The following is a 22,161-nucleotide window of genomic DNA, read 5'->3' on the forward strand; positions in this document are numbered from 1 at the left end:
AAATGAATATATCGGATGAAGAGTTAATAGATTTCGCTAGAAATACTAGTCTCGAAGAACCAGATCATGTCACCTATAGAAGGAAATCGAATTGATCATTAAAACATGCGTGGGGCCATGTAGTTTTCAATATAATAAGCTGGTAGTTCGAACATTTTCTCATGTTTGAACTACCAGCTATTTTTGTTACATCATCAAAAGCAATTAAGGCAAACGCACCGATGCACGGTACAGCTTGCTGTTCCATGTAACGGTACTTTTGAGTGACTCAGCGACAAGGCGCAGCGGGACATACATCCGGCTGTCGCTCATGATTTGCAACGGGACAGGGACAGAAACAGACTTTCCGTTCACTGTAGCGACTGAACTTCCATCCTTGAGCTTCAAGGTAACGCCAGCATTTGTTATAGTAGCAGTTCTAGTTGCAGCATCCCAAGCAAAATTGGCGTTCATCGCCGTTATAAAAGGACGAATCGGGACGACAGTCGTTTCTTTATCTATGAAGCCGGTAAAATCAGAAATGTATTGTCCATTAATATCAATTTGAACTTTAGGTTTGTCCAACTTGCGTACAACTAGCGCATTGCTGAGCTTCCGACCTGGGTATGTCATCATCGTGCCATTCGCATAAAGGCCTGAGCTAGAGCCGCCATCCATATTCATCGCTTCTTTCAACCCAAGCGCGATCGAAATCGCTGCAAGCTCTGACAACGTTGCACTTGGTACGGTGCCCATCACGAGTCGGTTAGAGCCATCGATTCCAACGAAGCTTCTAGCAGCGGAAGATTGGGTAACTTTAGGGTCGGTGAAGCCATCTCGTTTCACATTGATATCCGAGGAGCCGTTCGTTACCAGCTTCGGACCTACGCCGATGGCGGACAGCCAGGTTTTGGCATCCAGATTGCTTCCGCCTTCACCCTTCGCAATAATATCCTTCGTAATTCTGTCACCTACATCCAAGTTGGTTAACACATTCGTCTTGTTGTTGGCACTATTGCCGACGAAGAGCACATAACCGCCTTCCGGGACTAATACGGAATCTTGTGTAATGCGTGTGACAAGTCCATCGTTAATTACTACTTTGGTGCCATTAGGAAAGCCGATCCAGCGGCCAAAATCCGGCGTATACCAGACAATTTGGTCAGTGCTTGTGTCTCCGTAATATTTGTTAATCCCCCAAGGATTGATGGTATAAGTGCCGCCGCCTTCGCTGGTGCGAATGGCAATGTCGAGATTGACGAACTGAATATCTGGCACTTTATCTTTGTTCAGGAATAGCGTCTGATTCTCACCAGAATGCATGGGCTCGCCAGACTTCAGCAGTGTCCCGTTAGGATAGCGAATATAAGGATCCGACTCGTACGCGTTGAAAAAGGTTCCGTTAATTGCAGCAACACCGTTCTCTCGCTCAATGATCGCTTGCATCGCATCGTCATGTCCGATTCCGCCATCTGCTAACGCAGGAACGAGCTCCAGCGTTGGATCGGTGAGATCTACCGTAACAACGTTTACGGTGAAGTTTTTACCTGAAGCGTAAACGAGTTTAGTAGACGCGTTCACGGATGGGGAGTATGCGGCAGATGCGGGTGCTGGTGCACTCCCTGCGAAAATAGCTGCGCTAAGCAGAAGAGAAGTAGCTGGAATTAATAATTTCCTATGAAACATAAGTAGGGTCTCCTTCGGTAAGTTGAGTGTCGAAAAATGATGAAATATATACAGTTTATTATAACATTCGGACGACGGGTGGTGTTTAAGACGCATGTCTTTGGGGATATGTGGCTTGGAGATTGCTTACAGTGCAATAATTTGCCCTGAGGCACGCTGGCGCGGGGGAGGACCTTAATGCCTTTGTTTGTGGGCACTATCCCATTGGCTCAGGATATGCATCGACTCAGGCTGGCCTGAGCGAGGGGGATCGTGGCAATAGAGTCAACACAACAAAGGGCAGCCCATGTAGAACAACTACATTGCGACTGCCCTTCTTTTTAACTGCTACCAAGACTTCCGCAGCGTAAACAAATCCTGCAGTTCATCATTCGAAAGCTCCGTAATCCAGCCTTCGGAGGAGGAGATGACGTTGTCGCTGAGGCTCATTTTGCTCTCGAGCATCTCGTCGATCCGCTCTTCCAATGTGCCGAGCGAGATGAACTTATGGACCTGCACGTTCCTCGTTTGGCCCATCCGGTAGGCGCGGTCGGTCGCCTGGTTCTCGACCGCGGGATTCCACCAACGGTCGAAGTGGAACACGTGGTTCGCCGCGGTCAAGTTCAACCCGACGCCGCCGGCTTTCAGCGACAGCACAAAAATATTCGGTCCCTCGCCATCGGCGGCTTGGAACCGTTCAATCATGCGGTCGCGCTCTTGCTTCGGCGTGCTCCCGTTGAGGTAGAACACCGGCTCTCCGCGCTGCTTCGAGAGCACATCCGCCAGCATGCGGCCCATGCCCACATACTGCGTGAAGATCAAACACGAATCGCCCTCGTCGCGGAGCTCATCGACCATCGCAACAAGCCGCTCCAGCTTCGCGGAGCGCTGCACAAGCGCTTCGCGCCCATCCTCGCTTTGCATCATTTCCTCAGCCAGCTCCGCTTCCTTCGTGAGCAGCATCGGATGATCACACAGCTGCTTCAGCTGTGTCAAAGCGCCAAGGATCGCGCCTTTGCGCTCCATGCCCTCTAGCTTTTGCATCCGCTGCATCAGATCCTTGACGGTCTGCTCATACATCGCGCCTTGCTCTGCCGTCAAGTTGATGTAGACCTTCATTTCCAGCTTGTCTGGCAAATCGAGCTGGATGGCGGGATCTTTCTTTTTGCGGCGCAGCATGAATGGTTTAACCAACTGTTGAAGCTGCGAGGTACGTTCCGCATCCTGATGCTTCTCAATGGGATTCGCGAAGCGAATTTGGAAGCCGCGCTGGTTCCCAAGGTAACCCGGATTCAGGAAATCATAGATCGACCACAGCTCTGATAATCGATTCTCAATTGGCGTACCCGTAAGGGCTATGCGATGAACGGCGTTCAGCGAGCGAATTGCGGCGGATTGTTTGTTTTGAGCGTTTTTGATATTCTGGGCCTCGTCCAAACAGAGAGAGCTCCATGTGTAAGGCTGAAGTGTTTCTTGATCCATGAGTGCTGTCGTGTAGGAAGTGAGGACAATATCTACGCCCTGCAAAGCATCATCCAACGCACCTCCGCTCAATCGACCCTTCCCGTAGTGCAGCATGACGTTAAGCTGGGGAGCGAAGCGTGCAAGCTCCTTCTGCCAGTTGCCAAGCACGGAAGTAGGACAAATCAGTAGAGAAGGCTGCTCAGAAACCGGTTTGTGATGCAGTAAATAGGTAATGAATTGGACGGTTTTGCCAAGTCCCATATCATCGGCTAAGCATGCGCCAAGCCCGAACTTACGCAGGTAGCTCAGCCAAGTAAACCCTTGATGCTGATAACCGCGAAGCTCAGCGCGCAACCCTTGCGGCACGGGGATGAGTTCAAGATCGGATGGCTGTCCCAGCTTCCGAATCATACCCATCAGATGCTCATTCAGCTCAACCTCTAGCTGCAAGCGAGCTTCTTCTTCATAGTCCAACTCCTCGGGAGTTTCACCATCCCATGATGACTTTACCTTATCTTTTTCTAACTCACTCAATAAATGCAGCTGGAAAATATCTTGCAGAGACAAGCCCTCAGCCGGATCGATGCTATCCATCAATTTGCGAATTTGATCTAAGAAGGCAGGGTCCAAATAGATCCATTGCCCACGGAAACGAATAAGTCGTTCATTACGGCTAAGCAGACTGTTGAACTCCGCTTCGCTTAATTCGGAATCACCGATAGCAATCCGCCAATCGAAGTTGACGAGAGAATTCATACCAAACAAGGACTCGCTCTTACCGCCGCCACCAGCGCCTCCGCCAGCTTCTGCAGCGACTTTAGCGCTCAGACGAGGCTTTCGTTTGGCAGCTGCTTCCCACCAAGCTGGCAGCATGACGTTCCAACCATCCTCCAGCAAAATGCGGCTATCCTTGGTCAGGAACGTCCAAGCCGAGTCATCGCTCATTGGATGAGCGAGCAGTTCACCGTCATCCGCCATGCGAGGTAGGGCTTCTAGTAAGCGCGTTACCCAACCGGGGGCACGCTCTACGACAAATGGCGTCCACTCAGATGCCCAAGCGCCTGAAGCTGTTCCATCCACATGCAAGCGAATCGGGGTGAGCAGGGTGCTGTCTTGTTTATCCTGCAGGACGAGTCGCAGCCGCCACTCATCTTCGAATTCATCAGGCTCAAGCAACTGCAGCGCTGGGCGGAAAGGTGCTAGGTCTGGACGCCATCCCATGGCGGATAGCCATTCATTTTCCGTAAAAGCCGCGGGAGAATCCTCAGCTGTGTTTGACTTGCGATTAACCGAAAATAAGGCCGGATAATCTCGGCGCAAGTCCGCCATAGCGGCATCATCCGCATAATGAGCTTCTACGACTGTCGCGGAGAACGCCGCACGTAATCCCTTTAAGCCGTCACCTAGGTCATCCTTACTCTCTAACATGGACCAATCGACTTCAGCAAGTTCTTCTGAGCTGCGATCCCACGTCCAAATTAACTGACCATTGCGGAAATCCTCATAGCTCGGAACATACTGTCCTTTCTGAGCGGCTTCATAGAGAAGAGGGGCTGCACGCAGCATTTGTTGCGCGGATTCCGTGCCCATCTCCCAGCTCACAATGTCCATGAAGTTCGGATCTGCAAAGAAAGGGAGTACCTGTTCTACAGGGAGAATGGTTACTGCTAGATCACCAGCTTGTTGTGTCTCCAACAATGTACCGTAGAGGGAGGGGGCATGCCAGGTGAATAATAGCTTACGGAAGTGGTCGCCAGAGACTTCTCTGCCATCCTTGAACCCCCATAACAAGGCATCTCCGCTATCCGTTAGCGACATACATAACGACATTTCATGCAATTTGGTGGTCATTCCAGCAGCTTCCCTTTCTTCAATTCTTCCTGCAAGGCGCGCAGCCTGCTAAACCGACTGACGAATCGGGTGAAGAATGCTTCCCAGCGTTCGGGTTGCTTCATTTTTTTATATACTTTTTCTAGACGTTTCAGCAGACGCACTGCGGATTTGTAATCATGACGGTTTTTAAGCCGAATATAGTGTTCCACAGCTTGATGATAGTAAGGGAGTAGTAGCTCAGGTGACTCCTTCTCAATCGGTTGAAGCACATTCACTCGGTGCGTGAAAGGATCGTAACCCTGCGCGATTTGCATCTCGATCCATGGCTTCCATTTGCGTTGCTCATAATAGAACGTCTCGATGATGCGATAGGTGGCGGGTAGTAGTTCCATAAAGGACGCCCACATCTGGTCATCTGCATCTGGCACGTGAGCAATCGCGATTTTCCAATATGCGGCGTAGGATTCGATGTCGTGATGTCTTTTGCCGCTATAGAACGAACTTAATCTTCCCAGCCAATGTACAATCTCATACCAGTTCTGAACATATTCCAGATAGGCAAGGAAGGGGATGAGCAGAAGCGATGGAGCATCCTTGAAGGAAGCATGTGACGTAATCGCACGCCAAGCTTCATCTGACTTCGATTGGTGAAGATATAGGAAGGCTCGTCCTGCGCACAGTGAAAGAGAGAGCTCCGCGGCGTCCATCGCTTCGAAAGCAGCTAATTCTGAAGCCGTCAGGCTTGCTTCGCTCGCCACCCCGAAAGCCCAGAACGTCGAAAATACCCGAAAGTGGTGCAGTTTCTTCGGCGACTCGATGGCCATTTGTTCTCGAAGATAAGCGAAAGTCTGTGTTAATCTTTCACCATTCCGCCCGCCATCCAATGCTCGTACTGTTTCCTTCAGCCAATCATCCAGCTCATCACTCAAATGATAAACGGTTGCAGCTGTATAGAACGTGACGCCTGCTTGTGCGTTCTGCTCGATAATTTTGCGGAGGATGAACAGCCGCTGATGAAAATCGAAATAAAACTGATCTGTTTCGGACAACGGAATTGCTGTTCGCTTGAGATTGGCGAATTGCCCTCGCAGCAACTCTACATAATTCCATTGATCGAAAGAAGGTTTGAGGTGATAGGTGTAATGCTCCATAAATTTGTGCCAGCCATCTACGGTCAATCCAGGCAGTTGCGTAAGTGTTGACACGTTGGAGGCTTGCGCAGCGACTCGTTTCAACGCCATTTTGGCATTCATGATTTGGGATGCCGGATAACCTTGTCGATCTGCTAGCTCCATCAAGGCTGCGGCCACATGTTTGCAGGCCATTTTTACAGGGCAGGTGCAGGAGCTCGCTTTTAACTGATTGAGGTCAATCCCAACCATACACTTCTCGCCAAACTCTTCCACAACGGCGTTAACCTTCTTAATCTCAGAAGAAATAATTAGAGACGTTACCATCTGTTGTTTATAGAAATGAAAGCCTCGACTTAGCGTAACTTCGTTATACGTTTCAGCCACATATTCGAGTAATTTCGACCATTGGTCATCATTCAGAACGGGTGTGGAAGACATGAGTAGACTCCTTTGGATACTTACGATAAGAACATATGTCTCTATTATAAAATGTTGAGATCAACTTGTAAATTTTATAAGGACAATTCATATGTTGCTGATCAAATTGCCGTACAGCTCACTATGAACTTGGAGTGCTAAGTGAATGACACTTGACAATGGATACTGTAATAATTATAATTACAGTAAGATGAACATTTCTAGTGAAGGTGGCGAGGCGTATGTTGAACGTTGCAATTAGTGATTGGATTGTCGCAACAACAAGTGAAGATGAGTTGGTTCATGGGTATGTGGAAGCGATCGCTTGGCAGCATGGTATCGCCTTCGTACATGTCATTGCTTCTGATCAAGATGAAATCATTGGACATCAGATCGAAGTGAAACTCTCCACGGTGAAGCCATTACCAATCAGTGGGTTGGATACAGAAGCTGGCGTGCGCAGCTTGATCGATCTTGCCTTATCGGTCAGAGATGAACAGTGGTTCTTAGAGCTTTCGACGACGCTGCTATCTCTGCAGTCTAACGAATCCAAGACTACCAAAGACAAAGTGATCATGGGTTCTTACCCAAACCGTCTAGGCGTGGATCAATTGTAATGGTTGAAATAAAAAAAGCCAATATACACGTTTCCTTGCTCAGCAAGTGTAGACGGTAGATTGGCTTTTTTGTGTTTAATAGCTTGGAACTTAAAACCTATTGCGAAGCAGCAGTATTTCCTTTGGGTTTTGCTGCAGGCACACCCTTTGCCACTTCCGCGGCGAAAAGCGTCTGCATTTCGGCGATCTTTTTCGCGTCAGCCGCCTCAATTTTATCAGCGAAATACTTCTCGACAAACAGCTCCCAGGTGGGAACAACTTTTTGTGTCGTAATAGTTTTTACGGCGGTTTTGATCAATCTGCGCTCTTTGGCATTCGTGTACATATCCACGTATTGCTGTTTGCGATCAAAATCCAAATCGTTGAAGATCGCGCGGAATACTTCTGCGGTCATTCGAGCATCGTCCAAAGCTCTGTGTGCAGAGCCCTCAGCCACGATATTAAGATCTACAAGTGCGGCTTCAACGCTGACGTCATTGGTTACCTTTTTAAAGCGAGTAAACCCCTTCAGTAAATCGAAGTAGTTGGCGGCCATCCAATAAGCATCATCAAGCTTATGCATGCGCGTATCAAACACGATCCGTTTCAAATCTTCGCCGCCCCATGTGACTAGCAGGAGTTCCTCGCTTGCACTTAGCCAGGTCAAAAAATCAGTAATTACCTTGCGGAAGCCCGCGGCTTCATCGATATCTTCTTGGGGAATCCCTGTTTTCTTCTTAATAAAAGCGTTCAGTTTAGAGAAATAGACCGGCTTAATCAAAGCTGAAAATTCATCTATTTGTCTTAGAGATGCGTCTAATCGAACAGCGCCAATCTCAATAACCTCCATCGGTAAATCACTGGCAAACTTCCGGCCGTTAAATTCGATGTCTAATATAATGTAATCCATGTTGTGGGGCCCCCGTTTCATCTCTATCCTATCATTTTAGCAGAAAATGCTTAGGTTGCCAGCTTCTGTTTCCGATAACCGGCACGCAGCACTAAGCTAAATATAAATCCAGAGAACGACATTACCGATACCCACATATATAGCTGCTGTCCGCCAAATGCTTGATAGAACCATCCTCCCAGATAAGAAGCGACAATTCCTGAGATTCCGAAGAAGATAATGGCTAGAACCGTTTGTCCAGTTGCACGCCATTCTTCCGGGACGATTTGATATAAATACTGAATCGCCGCAGAGTAGAAGATAGGGAATGTAAAGGTTTGAAGGAGTTGGATCGCGACGAGTACATGCGGATCCGTCACCCAAGCGCTGATAAAGAAGCGCAAGAAATAACACAGGGCAGCAATCGAAATAAGCGCTAATTCTTTGCCTTTGCGAAGCCACCAGAAGCTAAGTGCAAAGACCAGAATTTCACTCCCCGCAGCCAAAAACCAGGCGATTCCAACCAGATGATTGCTGCCGCCCAATTCACGGATATAAACACCAAGGAATGTGTCGTTGATCCGTTGCGGAACTGCGCAAATAAAGATCAGCACCATGAACCAAATCGTCTCTCTATTACCTAAGAAATTTCGTAGACTTCGTAGCGAGATCGGCTTCCCAGTCACTGGCGCGTCAGGTAAGGCGAGACAAATAATCAAACTGATAATGCCGAAGCCCCCGAAAAGGTACGCTAAACTATGAATACCGAAGTATTGCGCTGAATAGCCAACAATCAAGGACATTACGGCATACCCGACCGCACCGAAGGTACGGATTGAACCATAGCTGGTACCCACCGCTTCCGCTGTCTGGAAATTTAAGCTCTCGGTTAATGGATCGAGCGGCATTAAGAAAAAGTAAAGCAGCATGGTGAATAGGAGAAGGACGATAAAGCTTTTGGAGTCATACAGCAGAAATCCTATGATTGTCGAACAGAATAGAAGGACTAGCATGACTTTTTTGATAGTTTTCGTCCGATCGCTAATCATGCCCCATAATGGCTGCGAAAAGATCGCGATAAAACCTCCGGTACCGATGATAAGACCAATCCGTGATGTGGAAAGTCCCTGTGCATCTAGATAAACCGGCAGAAATGAAACGAAAAGTGCGAGTAAAGCAAAATACATAAAGTTAAATGATCGTAATAAATTGGATGAATTCATGCTGACCTAACCTTCCATGATGAACTAGCCTGAAGCTGTCGTAAATGTACATTTTACCACGATGTGTGAAAGATGCAAAAATAAATGTTCACGATCGGATCTCTGAAGGGTTCGTACCTGTCACTTTTTTGAACTGTCGGCTAAAGAAATAAATGCTGCGGTAGCCTAGAGCTTCCGCGACTTCACTCACATTCATACCGAGCTTCAGCAAATAGGTGGCGCGTTCAATTCTCTTCTGAATGAGATACGATTCAATCGTTTGGCCCATAATTTCTTTGAACTTTAGCGAGAAATAACGCGGAGAAAGATGCGCTTCTTTGGCCAGATCTTGAATACGATACTGTCGCTTTGGATCTTGCCTAATGTTCGCCGCGATATCCATCATCACGCGGTTCAGCGAGCGTCTTGCAGGATCATTTAAAGGTTGATGTGCAGGCGCTTGACGTTCAAATAGCAAAAGAATCAGCCTAAGCAGCGCCTGCGCTTCTTCCTCGTGTCCATAAGCCTCCGTCAGACGCATTAGAACAAAACGGTCTAGATAGGACTCATGGAACTCTGCGGGATCGAAATGAACAAAGGATGGCAACGATAGCGGGCGTGTATGATCCCCTTCCGCAGTGAAGTGAATGAACGTTACTGTAAGCGGGTGTTCTGGATTATGTTTAGCACTGGTTAGATCTCCGGGTTTAAATAGGAAACAGTCTCCAGATCTAACGTGGTAACGTTTGCTATTTAAGGTGACCTCACCTTCACCATCCCATACATACCAGATGTCGAAGTCTTTGAAGGGCTCGTTTTCGCGGCTCCATTTCCAGTTCACTTCACAATGGACTTTACCGAAGTAAGGGGTTAGCATAAGCTCCTGTGTTGAAAAAGCAAACATGAATATATCAACTCCATATATGTAAAATAGTGCAAATACTAATGTGGTTTAATGCATTTATAGTACCATCTCCTGTTTCTATAATAAAGATATAAATAGTCGAATAATTTAAACGAAGGGGTTGTCCGAAATGGCAAAAATAGAAGCAGATTCCCTATCGCCAGAAGAAATTTCAGTAAAGCTTTATCGTTACGAGCGAATCGCAGATAAAATTGACGGTGTTGCCAATTGGAATGAGGAGCATCTTGACAGTTATCGAAGAGATGGTTTCATGGCGGTTGAGCATGTATTAAATGAAGAAGAAATTGAACGCTCGAAAGAGGCGCTGTTTGATCTGATTTTCAAAGATGATAAGGGTGCGCAGATTCAGTTCACGAAACCGAGGAGTGAATTGAAAACGGAGGAAGAGCTTGAGAACGCGATACGAAAGCTCAACGATTTCGTTCAAGTCGAAGAACGCTTGCGTATGATTGCGGAGCATCCTGCCATTCTAGCCATGGTGCGAGATATTCTAGGTGAAACACCGCGGCTAGTACAGAATATGGCTTTACTAAAACCTCCTCATGGTGGAGGGGAGAAGCCATGGCATCAAGATATGGCATACGGCAACTTGGCATATGAGAAAGCCGTTGTTGGGGTTTGGATCGCCTTAGATGAAGCTGCACTGGATAATGGTTGTATGCATGTCATCCCTGGCTCTCATGCTGATGGGGCAACGCCTCATTACGCGATACGTGACTGGCAGCTGTGTGATTCTCATGTACAAGTAGAGAAAGATGTTGCTGTACCTTTATTGCCTGGAGGTATACTTATGTTCCACGGTTTACTCAAGCATGGAACACCTTATAATCTATCAACCAAGAAACGTCGTGCCTTACAGTTTCATTATGTAGGTGAATCTGCTGTCAAACTAACACCGAAAGAGTATAAGCGCTTTTTTACAAACGAAATGAGTGGAGCAGAATGTTAGTTGTTAAGGGGTCCTCTTTCCGATAATGGAAAGGGGACTTTTTTCATATCCATATATCTGGAAGAAGAAGTCCAATGGAGCCTACACCATACGACTATCGAATGAATATGAATAATAGGATCTTTTGTTGAGTCGAAAGGGGGAACCTTGATGTCTTCGCTTATTTCAATAGTCATGCTTACATGGAACGGATTGAAATTTACGAAAGAGTGCGTAGAGAGTATTTTGCGTCATGCCGACGACAATATAAGGATTCAGTTTGTGTTTGTAGACAATGGCTCGTCGGATGGAACCCTAGCGTATTTACAAACAATCCCTTCCTCTAAACTCATATGCAATCAAGAAAATAAGGGGTTTGCGGCTGGAAACAACCAAGGGATCGCAGAAGCGGACGGTGAATATATTTGCTTGCTTAACAACGATACGGTTGTTACCGAAGGTTGGTTGACACGTTTACTGGGATGCCTTCAGAAGGACCCAAACATCGCTATCGTAGGGCCGCGTTCCAACAATGTTGCATGGGCGCAGCTCGTCTATAATGTTCCCTATAAGTCCTCTGCGGAAATGGACGTATTCGCCTTCCATTGGTCACTTCAGCATAAAGATCAGGGCTTCTTCCCTCATAAACTAATCGGGCATTGCATGCTATTTCATAAAGATCTTATAACCAAAATAGGTGGGTTGGACGAAAGGTTTTTCCCAGGGAATTATGAAGATGATGATTTCTGTTTACGAGCCCGTATCAGCGGTCAAATACTGTGGGTAGCGAATGACGTTTATGTTCATCATTATGGCGGAAGCACGTTCCAATCGAACAAAACCAATTATTCAGCTAGCGCCTACATGAATGCAGAACGTTTCGCCAGAAAATGGTCGTTGGGTATGACCGGTTTAGAGCTGGATCAATTTGGATACAATCCTTCAGAGCTTGTGGAACGTGAAAAGCCTTTCCGAATAAAACGACACTATATACCAATTAGTAAGAAGTAACATTTCATTGGAAATTATGTAGGAGGGAAAAGGAATGAGGATTGTGCTGATAAGTCCCGATTATCTTCCCGTTCCACCCGTAAAATACGGCGGCATAGAACGAGTTGTTTTTACGTTGGCAGAGGAACTTGTAGATCGCGGTCATGAAGTCTTTCTATATGCTCCGTTTGGAAGTCAGATCCGCGGGAAGCTGATCCCTTATTTACACGAGGGGCATGACATGTGGCAAATTCCTAGCTTTGTTAAGTTAACATTGCCTCAAGGGGTCGATATCATTCATGACCATACACAGCTTTCTGTTGTCGGCCAGAAGAAACTCGCGGTACCAACCGTCTGTACGATCCATAATCCATTAACCAATCCGGTTAAGCATGCCGTATATTTGAGTAAAAGACACAGGGACTTGTTCGGCAGCCCTCAAGATCACGTAGTTTATAACGGGCTAAACCCAGATGAATTTCAATTCTCTGATCAAAAGGCTGACTATCTTCTTTTCATTGGAGCCATCATTCCTTACAAAGGCGTTCATCATGCGATTGAAGCGGCAGAGCGAGCGGGCCAAAAGTTAATCATTGCTGGCCCCGTCTATGATCATGAATATTTCCATAAGGAGATTCTCTCCAAAACCATGTCGAATCCATCTATTCAATATGTCGGTGAAGTCGGAGGGCAAGCTCGTCAAGATTTATTGAAGCATGCCAGATGCATGTTATTTCCGACATTGGTTGAGGAACCCTTTGGGCTCGTCATGACTGAAGCTATGGCATGTGGTACACCTGTGTTGGCCTTACCCAATGGATCTGTACCTGAGGTTATGAGCGGTTTTCCCCAATTGATATGCCGTTCAGTTCAAGAGATGGCGGATAAATTGATGCATGTGACATTACCTGATCCCCTCGAGCTCCGCGAATATGTGCTGGAGCATTTTACGACAAGCACGATGACAGACAAATATCTCGAAATCTACCGTAACATCATTGAGGAAGAAAGTTGATACTAACGAAAAGCAGTGGCTGCGCCTCGTAACATAAGGCGCAGCCGCTGTTTTATATTTCTGTGGTTTCGGAGCTTTCCGATATGTTCAGAACGGACTCAAGGTACTTTTTATTATGCAGTATACTCTGGTCTTTGGGTCTGTAGCTGCGGGCAATTTCATTGTGCTTATAAGCATTAGCGTATTGTCCTAGATTGTCATAACAAACACAGAGTTGTAGATGTGGCAGCCAAGTAGAAAATTTGGGATTAGAGAATCCCCAATTGTGTGTAGGTACGTTTAATTCTGTAGCTAAGTTATACCAAAACACGGCTGGTGCGAATTGCTTACGAGTTAGAAAATAATACCCTAGACGACAGCAGAACTCGGCACGTGGACTATCATACTGTAAGGATCGGAATACGGATTGGAGTTCCATTTCACTGTTGCCTAGTTCATGGTAACAATCGGCTAGCCTGCTGCAGGAGGAGATTTCATCTTCTATCCAACCTTTTCTAGTTGTGAGGAATTTATTGTAATAAATGATTGCTTTGCTAAACTTACTATGATCTTTTAATTCATTCGCGTAATAATAGAGATCCCTGGGCGTGAACAGCTCTCCTCGCATCAGTCTATTCTGAAATATTTTCAGATTCCTGTCGCTCTTCGTATGGATTCTGCAATGCGTAACGGTAATGTCAGAGTCCAAAATATTCCCACTGACCTCCAAATATTCATGGATCGCTCCAATCCATTTGAACTGATTCTCCCGTTTCACCAACCGATTGCGCTTAAACCTGGAAATCGGGTTGCCAAATTCATCAAACGCATAATTATAAAACATCGTTACCGAATCGACGGAAGGCTCTAGATCTGCTTTTATCGCTAAGAGTTTGTTACAATCCTCTTCCTTCAAAATATCATCCGCATCTAACCATAAAATGTATTCCTTTGTAGCTTGACTGAAAGCAAAGTTACGCGCAGCTGAGAAGTCATCTATCCATTTGAAATCGTAGATGCGATCTGTAAAGGAACTTGCGATCGATTTTGTTTGGTCGGTTGAACCGGTATCAACAATGATGATCTCGTCAACCGCTCTGGCAACGGAAGATAAACAAGGTCGAAGTGTTTTCTCCTCATTTTTAACGATCATGCAAAGACTTATCGTGATCAAAGTGTTCACTCGCTTTCTTTATAAGGATAAAATCCAACGTGGTCTTTCTAAACTATTCATAGTTTTTATAAGAGGGCACGGCATGTTATATCGAACCAAAATTCCTTTGACGGAATATGGTGATCAAAGAGGAGGTGCGGTATGAATCGTTTTTTTGAAAAAATAATTAAACCCATTCTAATCAAATACGAGGCTGCACACATTGTAGAAATTGGCGTTTTCCTAGGTGGTCGTACCACTATAAAATTGCTTGAGTTCTGTAAAATGATGAACGGTAAGCTAACAGTCATTGATCCTGCACCGGGATTTAATACGTATGCTTATGAGGCTGTTTTTTCAGAGGAGTTCGTTATTCATAAAAAGCACAGTCTAGAGGTATTGTCGGAGATCGAAACTGCGGATTTGGTACTCATCGATGGAGATCATAATTGGTACACCGTGTATCATGAATTAATGGCAATTGAGCAAATAGCTACTAAAACGGGAAAATTTCCAATTGTTATTCTTCATGATACGGAGTGGCCATATGGAAGACGTGATTCTTATTACTTTCCAGAAAACATTCCAATTCAATACCTTAAACCAAATGCGCAAAAAGGGATGTTAGCTGGCTCCAGCGAGCTTGTAGAAACAGGGGGCATTAATGAAAATCAGTACAATGCGATGAGTGAATATGGGGAAGAAAATGGCGTATTAACGGCCATTGAAGATTTCCTAAAAGTTACGGCTTTTACGCTTAGCTTTCACCGCTGCAGCACGAATAATGGATTAGGAATTCTCGTTCCTAGCGACAAACAGATAGATACGGTCATTTCGTATATTATTGATACCTCAGGTTTATAAAGCAGCGGCTGCTCCCCAATAGGAAATTGGGCGTGCAGCCATTGCTTTTTTGCGTACATACGACTTAAAATCTCTCAACTATTCCATAATCCATAATGTGCTTAGAATCACGATGGAAGGCTCCAATCCCGAGGTTTAACACCTAATTCAATCAATAATTTACAAAAAATGTTTTTTCCAGCATATGTCCTCTCTCATTCGTCCATGCACTGAAAGTTTGTACACATATAATATACGAGGAACTAGAGTAGTTTCATTTTAAGTAAGGGAGGTTGGGGCTATATTAAGTAAATCTATCTCGGTTGTCTGTCATAAATAGTATTCAAAATAATAAGGAGGTGTAAGGCTTTGAGTAAACTTGCTCAATTAATGGAACTCATTACATTGGTAGGAATTATGAATATCAAAAAAATTGAAATCGAGTATTTTAATGAGTGTGAATTCAAAATAAAATTCAATAAAGGTGACGGCCCCATTCAAAGAATGTCCGAACTTGAGGATTTTTTAGATGACATAGAATGGTTCTGGGTCGAGGAAATTGAAATCGAAATGTATAATGGTGGAGAAATAAAGCTTGAATTTCCTTTTGTATTTCCAATTGGCCCAACGGGCGCAACAGGAGCTACGGGGGCTGCAGGAGCAACAGGAGCAACAGGAGCAGCAGGAGCAACAGGAGCAACAGGAGCAGCAGGAGCTACTGGAGTTACAGGAGCAACAGGAGCAGTAGGAGCAACAGGAGCAACAGGAGCGACAGGAGCAGCAGGAGCAACAGGAGCTACTGGAGTTACAGGAGCAACAGGAGCAACAGGAGCAACCGGAGCAGCAGGTGCAGCAGGAGCTACAGGTGTGACGGGAACTACAGGTGCTACAGGTGCAACGGGAGCGACAGGAGCAACGGGGGCGGCAGGAGCAGCAGGAGCAACAGGAGCTACAGGAGTTACAGGAGCTACAGGAGCAACAGGAGCGACAGGGGCTACAGGAGCAACCGGAGTAACTGGGCCAATGGGGCCAGCAGGGGGAGTAACCGGTCCAACAGGAGCAACGGGAGCAACCGGTGAAACAGGAGCAACAGGAGCAACAGGAGCAACGGGAGCAACAGGAGCGACAGGAGCACCCGGAACGACAGGAGCAACGGGAGCAACCGGTGAAACAGGAGCAACTGGGGCAACCGGTGCAATAGGAGCAACGGGAGCAACCGGTGCAACAGGAGCAACAGGAGCAACAGGGGTAACAGGAGCAACGGGTGCAACCGGAGAAACGGGGGCAACGGGAGCAACGGGTGAAACAGGAGCAACAGGAGCAACGGGTGCAACAGGAGCAACGGGAGCAACAGGAGCAACAGGGCCAGTAGGTGAACAAGGTCCACCTGGAGGAGACACAGGAGCGACAGGAGCAACCGGTGAAACTGGAGCAACAGGAGCAACCGGAGCAACCGGAGCAACAGGAGCAACAGGAGATACTGGAGCAACAGGAGCAACAGGAGCAACGGGAGCAACGGGAGCAACAGGTGCCACAGGTGCCACAGGAGTAACAGGTGCAACAGGAGTAACAGGTGAAACAGGAGCAACAGGAGCAACAGGTGCCACGGGAGCAACGGGTGAAACAGGAGCAACAGGAGCAACAGGGGTAACAGGAGCACAAGGAACAACAGGTATACCAGGAACGGGTGCAATCATTCCTTTTGCTTCAGGTGCACCAGTTGTGATGTCTACAGTTGCAGGATTAGCAGTAACAGCTGGTCTTGTAGGATTTGGAAGTTCAATTCCGAATGTTGCATTACTACCAGGACCAGCGATTAATTTAACTGGAACTGGATTTCCAACTGAAGTTCTTGATTTTGCATTCTCAATGCCTAGAGCTGGTACAATTACGTCTATTTCAGCATCTTATAGTAACGTAGTAGCTTTGGCACTTTTAGGAACAAATATTGTGGTCACTGCACAATTATATAGTGCACCAGTAAATAGCAATAACTTTACTCCAGTTGCAGGTGCAAGCGTCATATTACCAGCTCTAGCAGGACCGCTTACACTAGGTCAAATTACGAGCGGTATTTCTACACCATTAGCAATACCAATTTCTGCACAAACTCGTTTAATGATGGTGTATACTGCAACTGCAAATGGTATAAGCCTTGCTAATATTGTTACAGGATATGCTAGTACAGGAGTAGCTATAAATTAATTAATAAATAGATAATAAAAAAATAGGAATAAAAATTTGACTCTACCAAACTAGATCCCAATTGACTATCAGTGTTAGGAATTGAATCTAGCAGGCAGACCATTAACTGGTCCGTAGCAAACCCGTATTACTAAGCCAGCATGAAACTGGGGCTAACCTGATAAGGTTAGCTCTTTTTCATACAGTATCTAATAACTAATTTTACTTATAAAGTATGCAAAAAGAGCTTCAACATGGAAGAAAAAGGAGACTTAGATAGTTACTATGTCAACAAAATCATGCTATTCATCCATCGAACAATTCTTATACATATATATTTTTTGAAATGAGATCCCATTCCGATTAGAGATGACATTATTGAAGAAACTCATTTTCATTACATATAGTCATATGCATATTTTGGAATGGACAACCATCTATTGCCAAAAAGTACAGACAAACCTCTGGGATAGTCCGTATGATGAAGAATCACAGGAGGTGTTGTAATTGAGTCTCTTAGTTGGCAAAAAGAAAAGTACCATGACAGTGAAAAAACGTACGATTATTAAAAAAAGTGGAGCGAAGCTCCATAAAGTAAGTGGATGCGGCTGTCACAAACGTAAGAAAAAAGTGAGAAAACACTGCCGCAAGATTGTTATCGTGAAAATCAAGCGGAAATGTTGTAAAAAAGGTCCAAAAGGAGACCGCGGACCACGTGGTTTTAGAGGCTTTACTGGAGCAGCAGGAGCTGCCGGTGCAACCGGTGCAGCAGGGTTAAATGGAGCAACTGGCGCGATCGGGGCAACCGGTGTTGCTGGAGCAACTGGCGCGACAGGGCCAAAAGGTAAAAAAGGCGACGACGGCGATAGAGGCAAAAGAGGCCATACAGGACCAACTGGTCCGACAGGCACGACAGGTGAGAGAGGTCACAAAGGTGATAAAGGGGATCATGGTCCAATGGGTCCAATGGGTCCAATGGGTCCAATAGGTCCAATGGGTCCAAGCGGTGCAGCAGGATCAGCAGGGTCAATGGGTCCAATGGGTCCGATGGGTCCGATGGGGCCAAGCGGTGCAGCAGGATCAGCAGGATCAATGGGTCCGATGGGTCCGATGGGTCCGATGGGTCCGATGGGTCCAATGGGGCCGATGGGGCCTACGGGAACAGCAGGATTAACGGGAGCAATGGGACCAACTGGTGCAGGAGCAACCGGAGCAACGGGAGCAACGGGAGCAATGGGCCCGATGGGACCAGCAGGTCCAGGGGTAGGAGAAACAGGAGCGACTGGAGCAACTGGGACAGCAGGTGAAACTGGAGCTACGGGAGCCACTGGAGCAGCAGGAGTTGCAGGAGCCACAGGTGCAACTGGTGCAACTGGTGCCACAGGAGCAGCAGGAGCTGCAGGAGCCACAGGAGCAACCGGTGCAACTGGTGCAGCAGGAGCAGCAGGAGCAGCAGGAGCAGCAGGAGCAGCAGGAGCCACAGGAGCAACCGGTGCAACTGGTGCAGCAGGAGCAGCGGGAATAGCAGGAGCCACAGGAGCTACAGGAACACCTGGAACGGGAGCAATTATTCCGTTTGCATCAGGTATTCCAGTTGCATTAGTTTCGGCTTTAGGCGGTTTGGTAAGCACAGGCGGACTTATCGGCTTCGGAAGTTCCATTGATAACATCGTTGTAGGCGGAGCATCTATTAATCTTTCAGCTAGCGGCGGCCTTCTCGACTTCGCATTCTCGGTTCCTCGAGATGGAGCGGTCACATCCGTTGCCGCATTCTTCAGCGTCACAGTTGGCGTTACGTTGGTTAGCCCAGTCACTGTTCGTGCAACCTTGTATAGAGCAGCTGCTGGCAGCAATAACTTCTTCCCGACAGCTGTCGTAGTACCATTGGCTCCAGCGCTTACTGGTATTATCAACGTAGGTAATACTAGAAATGCTGTTCTACCGTTTAACTTACCAGTCTTTGCAGGAGAGCGCCTCTTAATGGTATTCTCACTAGATACTGGCCTTCTCGACATTGCTGAAGCAGTTATAGGTTTTGCTAGTGCTGGTATTATGATTAACTAATTGAACAACAAATAGATTAGAAGAAAATAGCTCGATGTTGCTACTACTCATTACCTACGGCTACTACTAGGAATGAAAGGTAGTGACTTGAGCTTTTTCTTGTTTTCTTTCATTCTCTTACCCAAAAGCCTCGCCTAATTGAATGCCTTTTGCTAATTCATTTGCCCGCAGCAACGATTCGTGTGTACCTGCGTCTGTCCACCATCCATGTAATACGCCATATGAAAGCTCACCTCGTTCAATATAGGCGTTGTTGATATCAGTAATTTCCAACTCACCACGCTCAGAGGGCTTCAACGATTGTATGAGATCGAAAACGCGATTATCATACATATAAATACCTGTGACGGCGTAGCTGCTTTTTGGGTATTTCGGCTTTTCTTCAATATGTGAAATCAAGTCCCCCTGCAACTCAGGTACCCCGTACCGATGAGGGTCGTGAACTTCGTGTATGAAAATTTTTGCTCCGAGAGATTGACTTTTGAAATCTTCCACAGAAGCTTGAATACTGTCAGTAAACACGTTATCACCAAGTAAGACGACCATCCGGTCATTACCGACAAACTTTTCTGCAAGACCCAAAGCCTGCGCAATCCCACCAGCTTCATCCTGAACTTTATAAGTGAACATTACTCCTAACTCTTTCCCGCTTCCAAGTAAGTTAATCACATCACCCATATGCTCTTTACCTGTGACGATTAAAATATCGGTTATCTCTGATTCTTTGAGTTTATGAATGGCATAAAAAATCATTGGGTATTTTCCAACCGGAAGCAAATGTTTATTGGTCACTTTGGTTAGTGGAAACAGACGCGAGCCGGTACCGCCGGCGAGAATGATCCCTTTCATGATAGCCTCCATTCCAGCAAACGTTATTTCTTTTCAATTTATTCCTTCCACTATGCTAGAGTGACGAATATTTAGGAAGCAATTGAACAAAAAAATAAACCCTTGAAATGGTCAAAGGGTTTTAAGGGATGTTATTCAATAAATTTACTCCAACTCAAATTCCTTCATCTTGTTGTAAAGCGTTCCGCGAGAAATCCCTAGAAGCTTGGCCGCTGCGCTTTTGTTGCCCGCTGTTTTGGCTAATGCTTCTTCAATTAACGTGATTTCATCCGCTTCAGTGACTTTTTCTCTTATGCTGGATGCCTCAAGATCATGAATCAAACTCGGTTGTTGCTCTTGCAGGGCAGGCGGCAAATGTTCTAGCGTGATCATGTCATCTTCATTTAAAATAACGCATCGCTCGATGACATTTTTCAATTCCTGAATGTTGCCAGGCCAATTGTATTGAGTCAGCGCCAAAATGACCTCTGGTGACAGAACAGGAGCTGGTTTTTGATAGTGCATAGAAAACTGCTTCAGATACATATGAACCATTGCTGGAATATCCTCAACGCGCTCGCGCAGAGGCGGGATTCGGATGGACACGACATTCAGTGCATAGTAAAGATCCGCTCGGAATTCATTAGAAGCAAGCTTACTAGCCAAATCTTGTGTCGTCGCAATAATAATACGCGTTCTTACATTGATCGGTTGGTTTCCGCCGGAGCGGACAAGCGTCTGCTGAGTGATGTATCGATAGAGCTTGGCTTGAAGCTCCAGAGACATTTTCTCAATATCGTTAATAAATAGTGTACCCTCTTTGGCTTGTTCTAATTTACCGGGTTGCCCACTTTCACTTCCACTAAATGCCCCGCCTTGATAGCCGAACAATTCCGTCTCCAAAATGCCTGTAGGTACAATGCCGCAATGCACAGTTAAAAAAGGCTGCGCCGAGCGTGAGCTCGATTGATGAATAATTTGTGCGAGTTGTTCCTTCCCAACGCCAGATTCTCCGATGAGCATCACGGGGGTATCTGTTCTGGCGACTTTTTTGGCCCATTGAATGACCTTGCCGATGGCTGGCCCTTTACCTTTGATCAGGGCAAAAGGGTCCTCTTGCGAAGCTTCATTAGGAAGTCCGACAGACTCGACGGTTGTCAATTGTTCGTTCAATCGCACCAATTGGGTAATATCTTGTTCAGTCGCGATACCGCCAATGATTGTGCCCGTGGCATCCTTAATTGGTGAAGCATTAATGAGAACATGCGTGTCGGGCCGTGGGCGATGATACGTATTACGGATGAGACGGCCTTCATCTAACATTTTCAAAACCATCAAGGTTTCCACATCAAAATGTTCACCAATGCGCTTGCCAACAATGTCTGCCCGCGGCAGTCCATAGAGCTCTTCCGCAACAGGGTTCCAGCAGATAACAGCACCTTCCCGGTCAACAACCGTTACAGCGTCTGTCACAGTATCAGCCAGGGCCGCAAAGTATGCGTACCACTTTTGTCCCTCTTTCATCGCATACGCGGCATAAGCAGATAGGGTGACATAGCCTAATATAGCGCCTTGATCGTTTTTGCAGAGAACGGGGCGACTTCTTCCGCGAATAAGCTCTTGGATGTGGTCTTGATCGTTAAGATCGTCGATTGAACAAATCGGTGTATGAAAATAGTCGTTGCTCAGAAGCTGAGTCAGCACTGTCGTTGCTTCAAAAGCTTTCAACAACGCTACATCTTCTGGCGTAAATAGCGCTATGGCACGCTCCTGCTGGACGATGGCGGCTGTTCCTTTTTGAATCCAAGAAGTGAGCTCCGTAAGTGTTGTCTCTATAGGAAGTGATTGAATGCGTGTGTTCAATGGAAAGTGTTCAGGAATGAACATGTTTAACCTCATTTATCAGCCTTATTTGGTTTTAATTTACCATGAAAAGGTAGGCGATTCAACACATGTTGTCTACGAACTGAATATCGTACAAATATGGAGAATTCAAGATATTTGTACAAACCCAAAATTTATTATGAACAAATAGTGTTCAAAAACAAAAATAAAGTGTATAATCCAATTATAA

At 46.1% G+C, this 22,161-nt stretch carries 16 protein-coding genes; 7 read left to right on the forward strand and 9 right to left on the reverse strand.

What is annotated here, in order from left to right:
• Window positions 1–204: 204 nt before the first annotated feature.
• From AC58QO_RS02585 to AC58QO_RS02595, 3 genes are all read right to left on the reverse strand, one after another.
• A complete protein-coding gene (locus tag AC58QO_RS02585; RefSeq protein WP_497263739.1) occupies window positions 205–1,665 on the reverse strand; it encodes a stalk domain-containing protein in 1,461 nt (486 codons plus the stop codon).
• Between the two features lie 327 nt (window positions 1,666–1,992).
• Entirely contained in the window at window positions 1,993–4,959 is a 2,967-nt protein-coding gene (locus AC58QO_RS02590) for a DEAD/DEAH box helicase (RefSeq protein ID WP_497263740.1), read from the reverse strand.
• Window positions 4,956–6,512: a hypothetical protein gene (locus AC58QO_RS02595; protein WP_497263741.1), complete on the reverse strand. Its 1,557-nt coding sequence runs from the start codon at window positions 6,510–6,512 to the stop codon at window positions 4,956–4,958. The genes AC58QO_RS02590 and AC58QO_RS02595 overlap by 4 nt, the downstream gene beginning before the upstream one ends.
• Before the next feature lie 221 nt (window positions 6,513–6,733).
• Here AC58QO_RS02595 and AC58QO_RS02600 point away from each other — a divergent pair, with 221 nt between their 5' ends.
• Window positions 6,734–7,108 carry an IDEAL domain-containing protein gene (locus AC58QO_RS02600; RefSeq protein WP_497263742.1) on the forward strand — a complete coding sequence of 125 codons (375 nt, stop codon included), beginning with the start codon at window positions 6,734–6,736 and terminating at the stop codon, window positions 7,106–7,108.
• A 97-nt stretch (window positions 7,109–7,205) separates the two neighbouring features.
• Here AC58QO_RS02600 and AC58QO_RS02605 read toward each other — a convergent pair whose 3' ends face one another.
• The 3 genes from AC58QO_RS02605 to AC58QO_RS02615 all read right to left on the reverse strand — a co-directional run bounded on the left by AC58QO_RS02605 (window position 7,206) and on the right by AC58QO_RS02615 (window position 10,082).
• Window positions 7,206–7,997, reverse strand: coding sequence for a 3'-5' exonuclease (locus AC58QO_RS02605; protein ID WP_497263743.1), 792 nt, complete (start codon window positions 7,995–7,997; stop codon window positions 7,206–7,208).
• A 50-nt stretch (window positions 7,998–8,047) separates the two neighbouring features.
• On the reverse strand, window positions 8,048–9,199 hold the full coding sequence (locus AC58QO_RS02610; RefSeq protein WP_497263744.1) for an MFS transporter: 1,152 nt from the start codon (window positions 9,197–9,199) through the stop codon (window positions 8,048–8,050).
• Between the two features lie 88 nt (window positions 9,200–9,287).
• Window positions 9,288–10,082, reverse strand: coding sequence for an AraC family transcriptional regulator (locus AC58QO_RS02615; protein ID WP_497263745.1), 795 nt, complete (start codon window positions 10,080–10,082; stop codon window positions 9,288–9,290).
• A gap of 130 nt (window positions 10,083–10,212) precedes the next feature.
• Here AC58QO_RS02615 and AC58QO_RS02620 point away from each other — a divergent pair, with 130 nt between their 5' ends.
• From AC58QO_RS02620 to AC58QO_RS02630, 3 genes are all read left to right on the forward strand, one after another.
• A complete protein-coding gene (locus tag AC58QO_RS02620; RefSeq protein ID WP_497263746.1) occupies window positions 10,213–11,052 on the forward strand; it encodes a phytanoyl-CoA dioxygenase family protein in 840 nt (279 codons plus the stop codon).
• 150 nt (window positions 11,053–11,202) lie between these two features.
• On the forward strand, window positions 11,203–12,042 hold the full coding sequence (locus tag AC58QO_RS02625) for a glycosyltransferase family 2 protein (RefSeq protein WP_497263747.1): 840 nt from the start codon (window positions 11,203–11,205) through the stop codon (window positions 12,040–12,042).
• A gap of 34 nt (window positions 12,043–12,076) precedes the next feature.
• The gene (locus tag AC58QO_RS02630; RefSeq protein ID WP_497263748.1) at window positions 12,077–13,036 is read left to right on the forward strand and encodes a glycosyltransferase family 4 protein; all 960 of its coding nucleotides are present in this window, start codon (window positions 12,077–12,079) and stop codon (window positions 13,034–13,036) included.
• Window positions 13,037–13,088: 52 nt separating this feature from the next.
• Here AC58QO_RS02630 and AC58QO_RS02635 read toward each other — a convergent pair whose 3' ends face one another.
• Window positions 13,089–14,189 carry a glycosyltransferase gene (locus AC58QO_RS02635; protein ID WP_497263749.1) on the reverse strand — a complete coding sequence of 367 codons (1,101 nt, stop codon included), beginning with the start codon at window positions 14,187–14,189 and terminating at the stop codon, window positions 13,089–13,091.
• A 141-nt stretch (window positions 14,190–14,330) separates the two neighbouring features.
• On the opposite strand from AC58QO_RS02635, the gene AC58QO_RS02640 reads away from it, so the two are divergent.
• The 3 genes from AC58QO_RS02640 to AC58QO_RS02650 all read left to right on the forward strand — a co-directional run bounded on the left by AC58QO_RS02640 (window position 14,331) and on the right by AC58QO_RS02650 (window position 19,259).
• On the forward strand, window positions 14,331–15,032 hold the full coding sequence (locus tag AC58QO_RS02640; RefSeq protein WP_497263750.1) for a class I SAM-dependent methyltransferase: 702 nt from the start codon (window positions 14,331–14,333) through the stop codon (window positions 15,030–15,032).
• 549 nt (window positions 15,033–15,581) lie between these two features.
• Entirely contained in the window at window positions 15,582–17,216 is a 1,635-nt protein-coding gene (locus AC58QO_RS02645) for an exosporium glycoprotein BclB-related protein (protein WP_497264375.1), read from the forward strand.
• Window positions 17,217–17,702: 486 nt separating this feature from the next.
• Window positions 17,703–19,259, forward strand: coding sequence for an exosporium glycoprotein BclB-related protein (locus AC58QO_RS02650; RefSeq protein WP_497263751.1), 1,557 nt, complete (start codon window positions 17,703–17,705; stop codon window positions 19,257–19,259).
• 117 nt (window positions 19,260–19,376) lie between these two features.
• Here AC58QO_RS02650 and AC58QO_RS02655 read toward each other — a convergent pair whose 3' ends face one another.
• Together AC58QO_RS02655 and AC58QO_RS02660 are read right to left on the reverse strand one after the other, a co-directional pair.
• Complete coding sequence (locus AC58QO_RS02655; protein WP_497263752.1) at window positions 19,377–20,108, reverse strand: sugar phosphate nucleotidyltransferase; 732 nt, start codon at window positions 20,106–20,108, stop codon at window positions 19,377–19,379.
• A 144-nt stretch (window positions 20,109–20,252) separates the two neighbouring features.
• Window positions 20,253–21,974: a sigma-54 interaction domain-containing protein gene (locus tag AC58QO_RS02660; RefSeq protein ID WP_497263753.1), complete on the reverse strand. Its 1,722-nt coding sequence runs from the start codon at window positions 21,972–21,974 to the stop codon at window positions 20,253–20,255.
• Window positions 21,975–22,161 lie beyond the last annotated feature (187 nt).

Source organism: Paenibacillus sp. J31R30, from assembly GCF_059692115.1.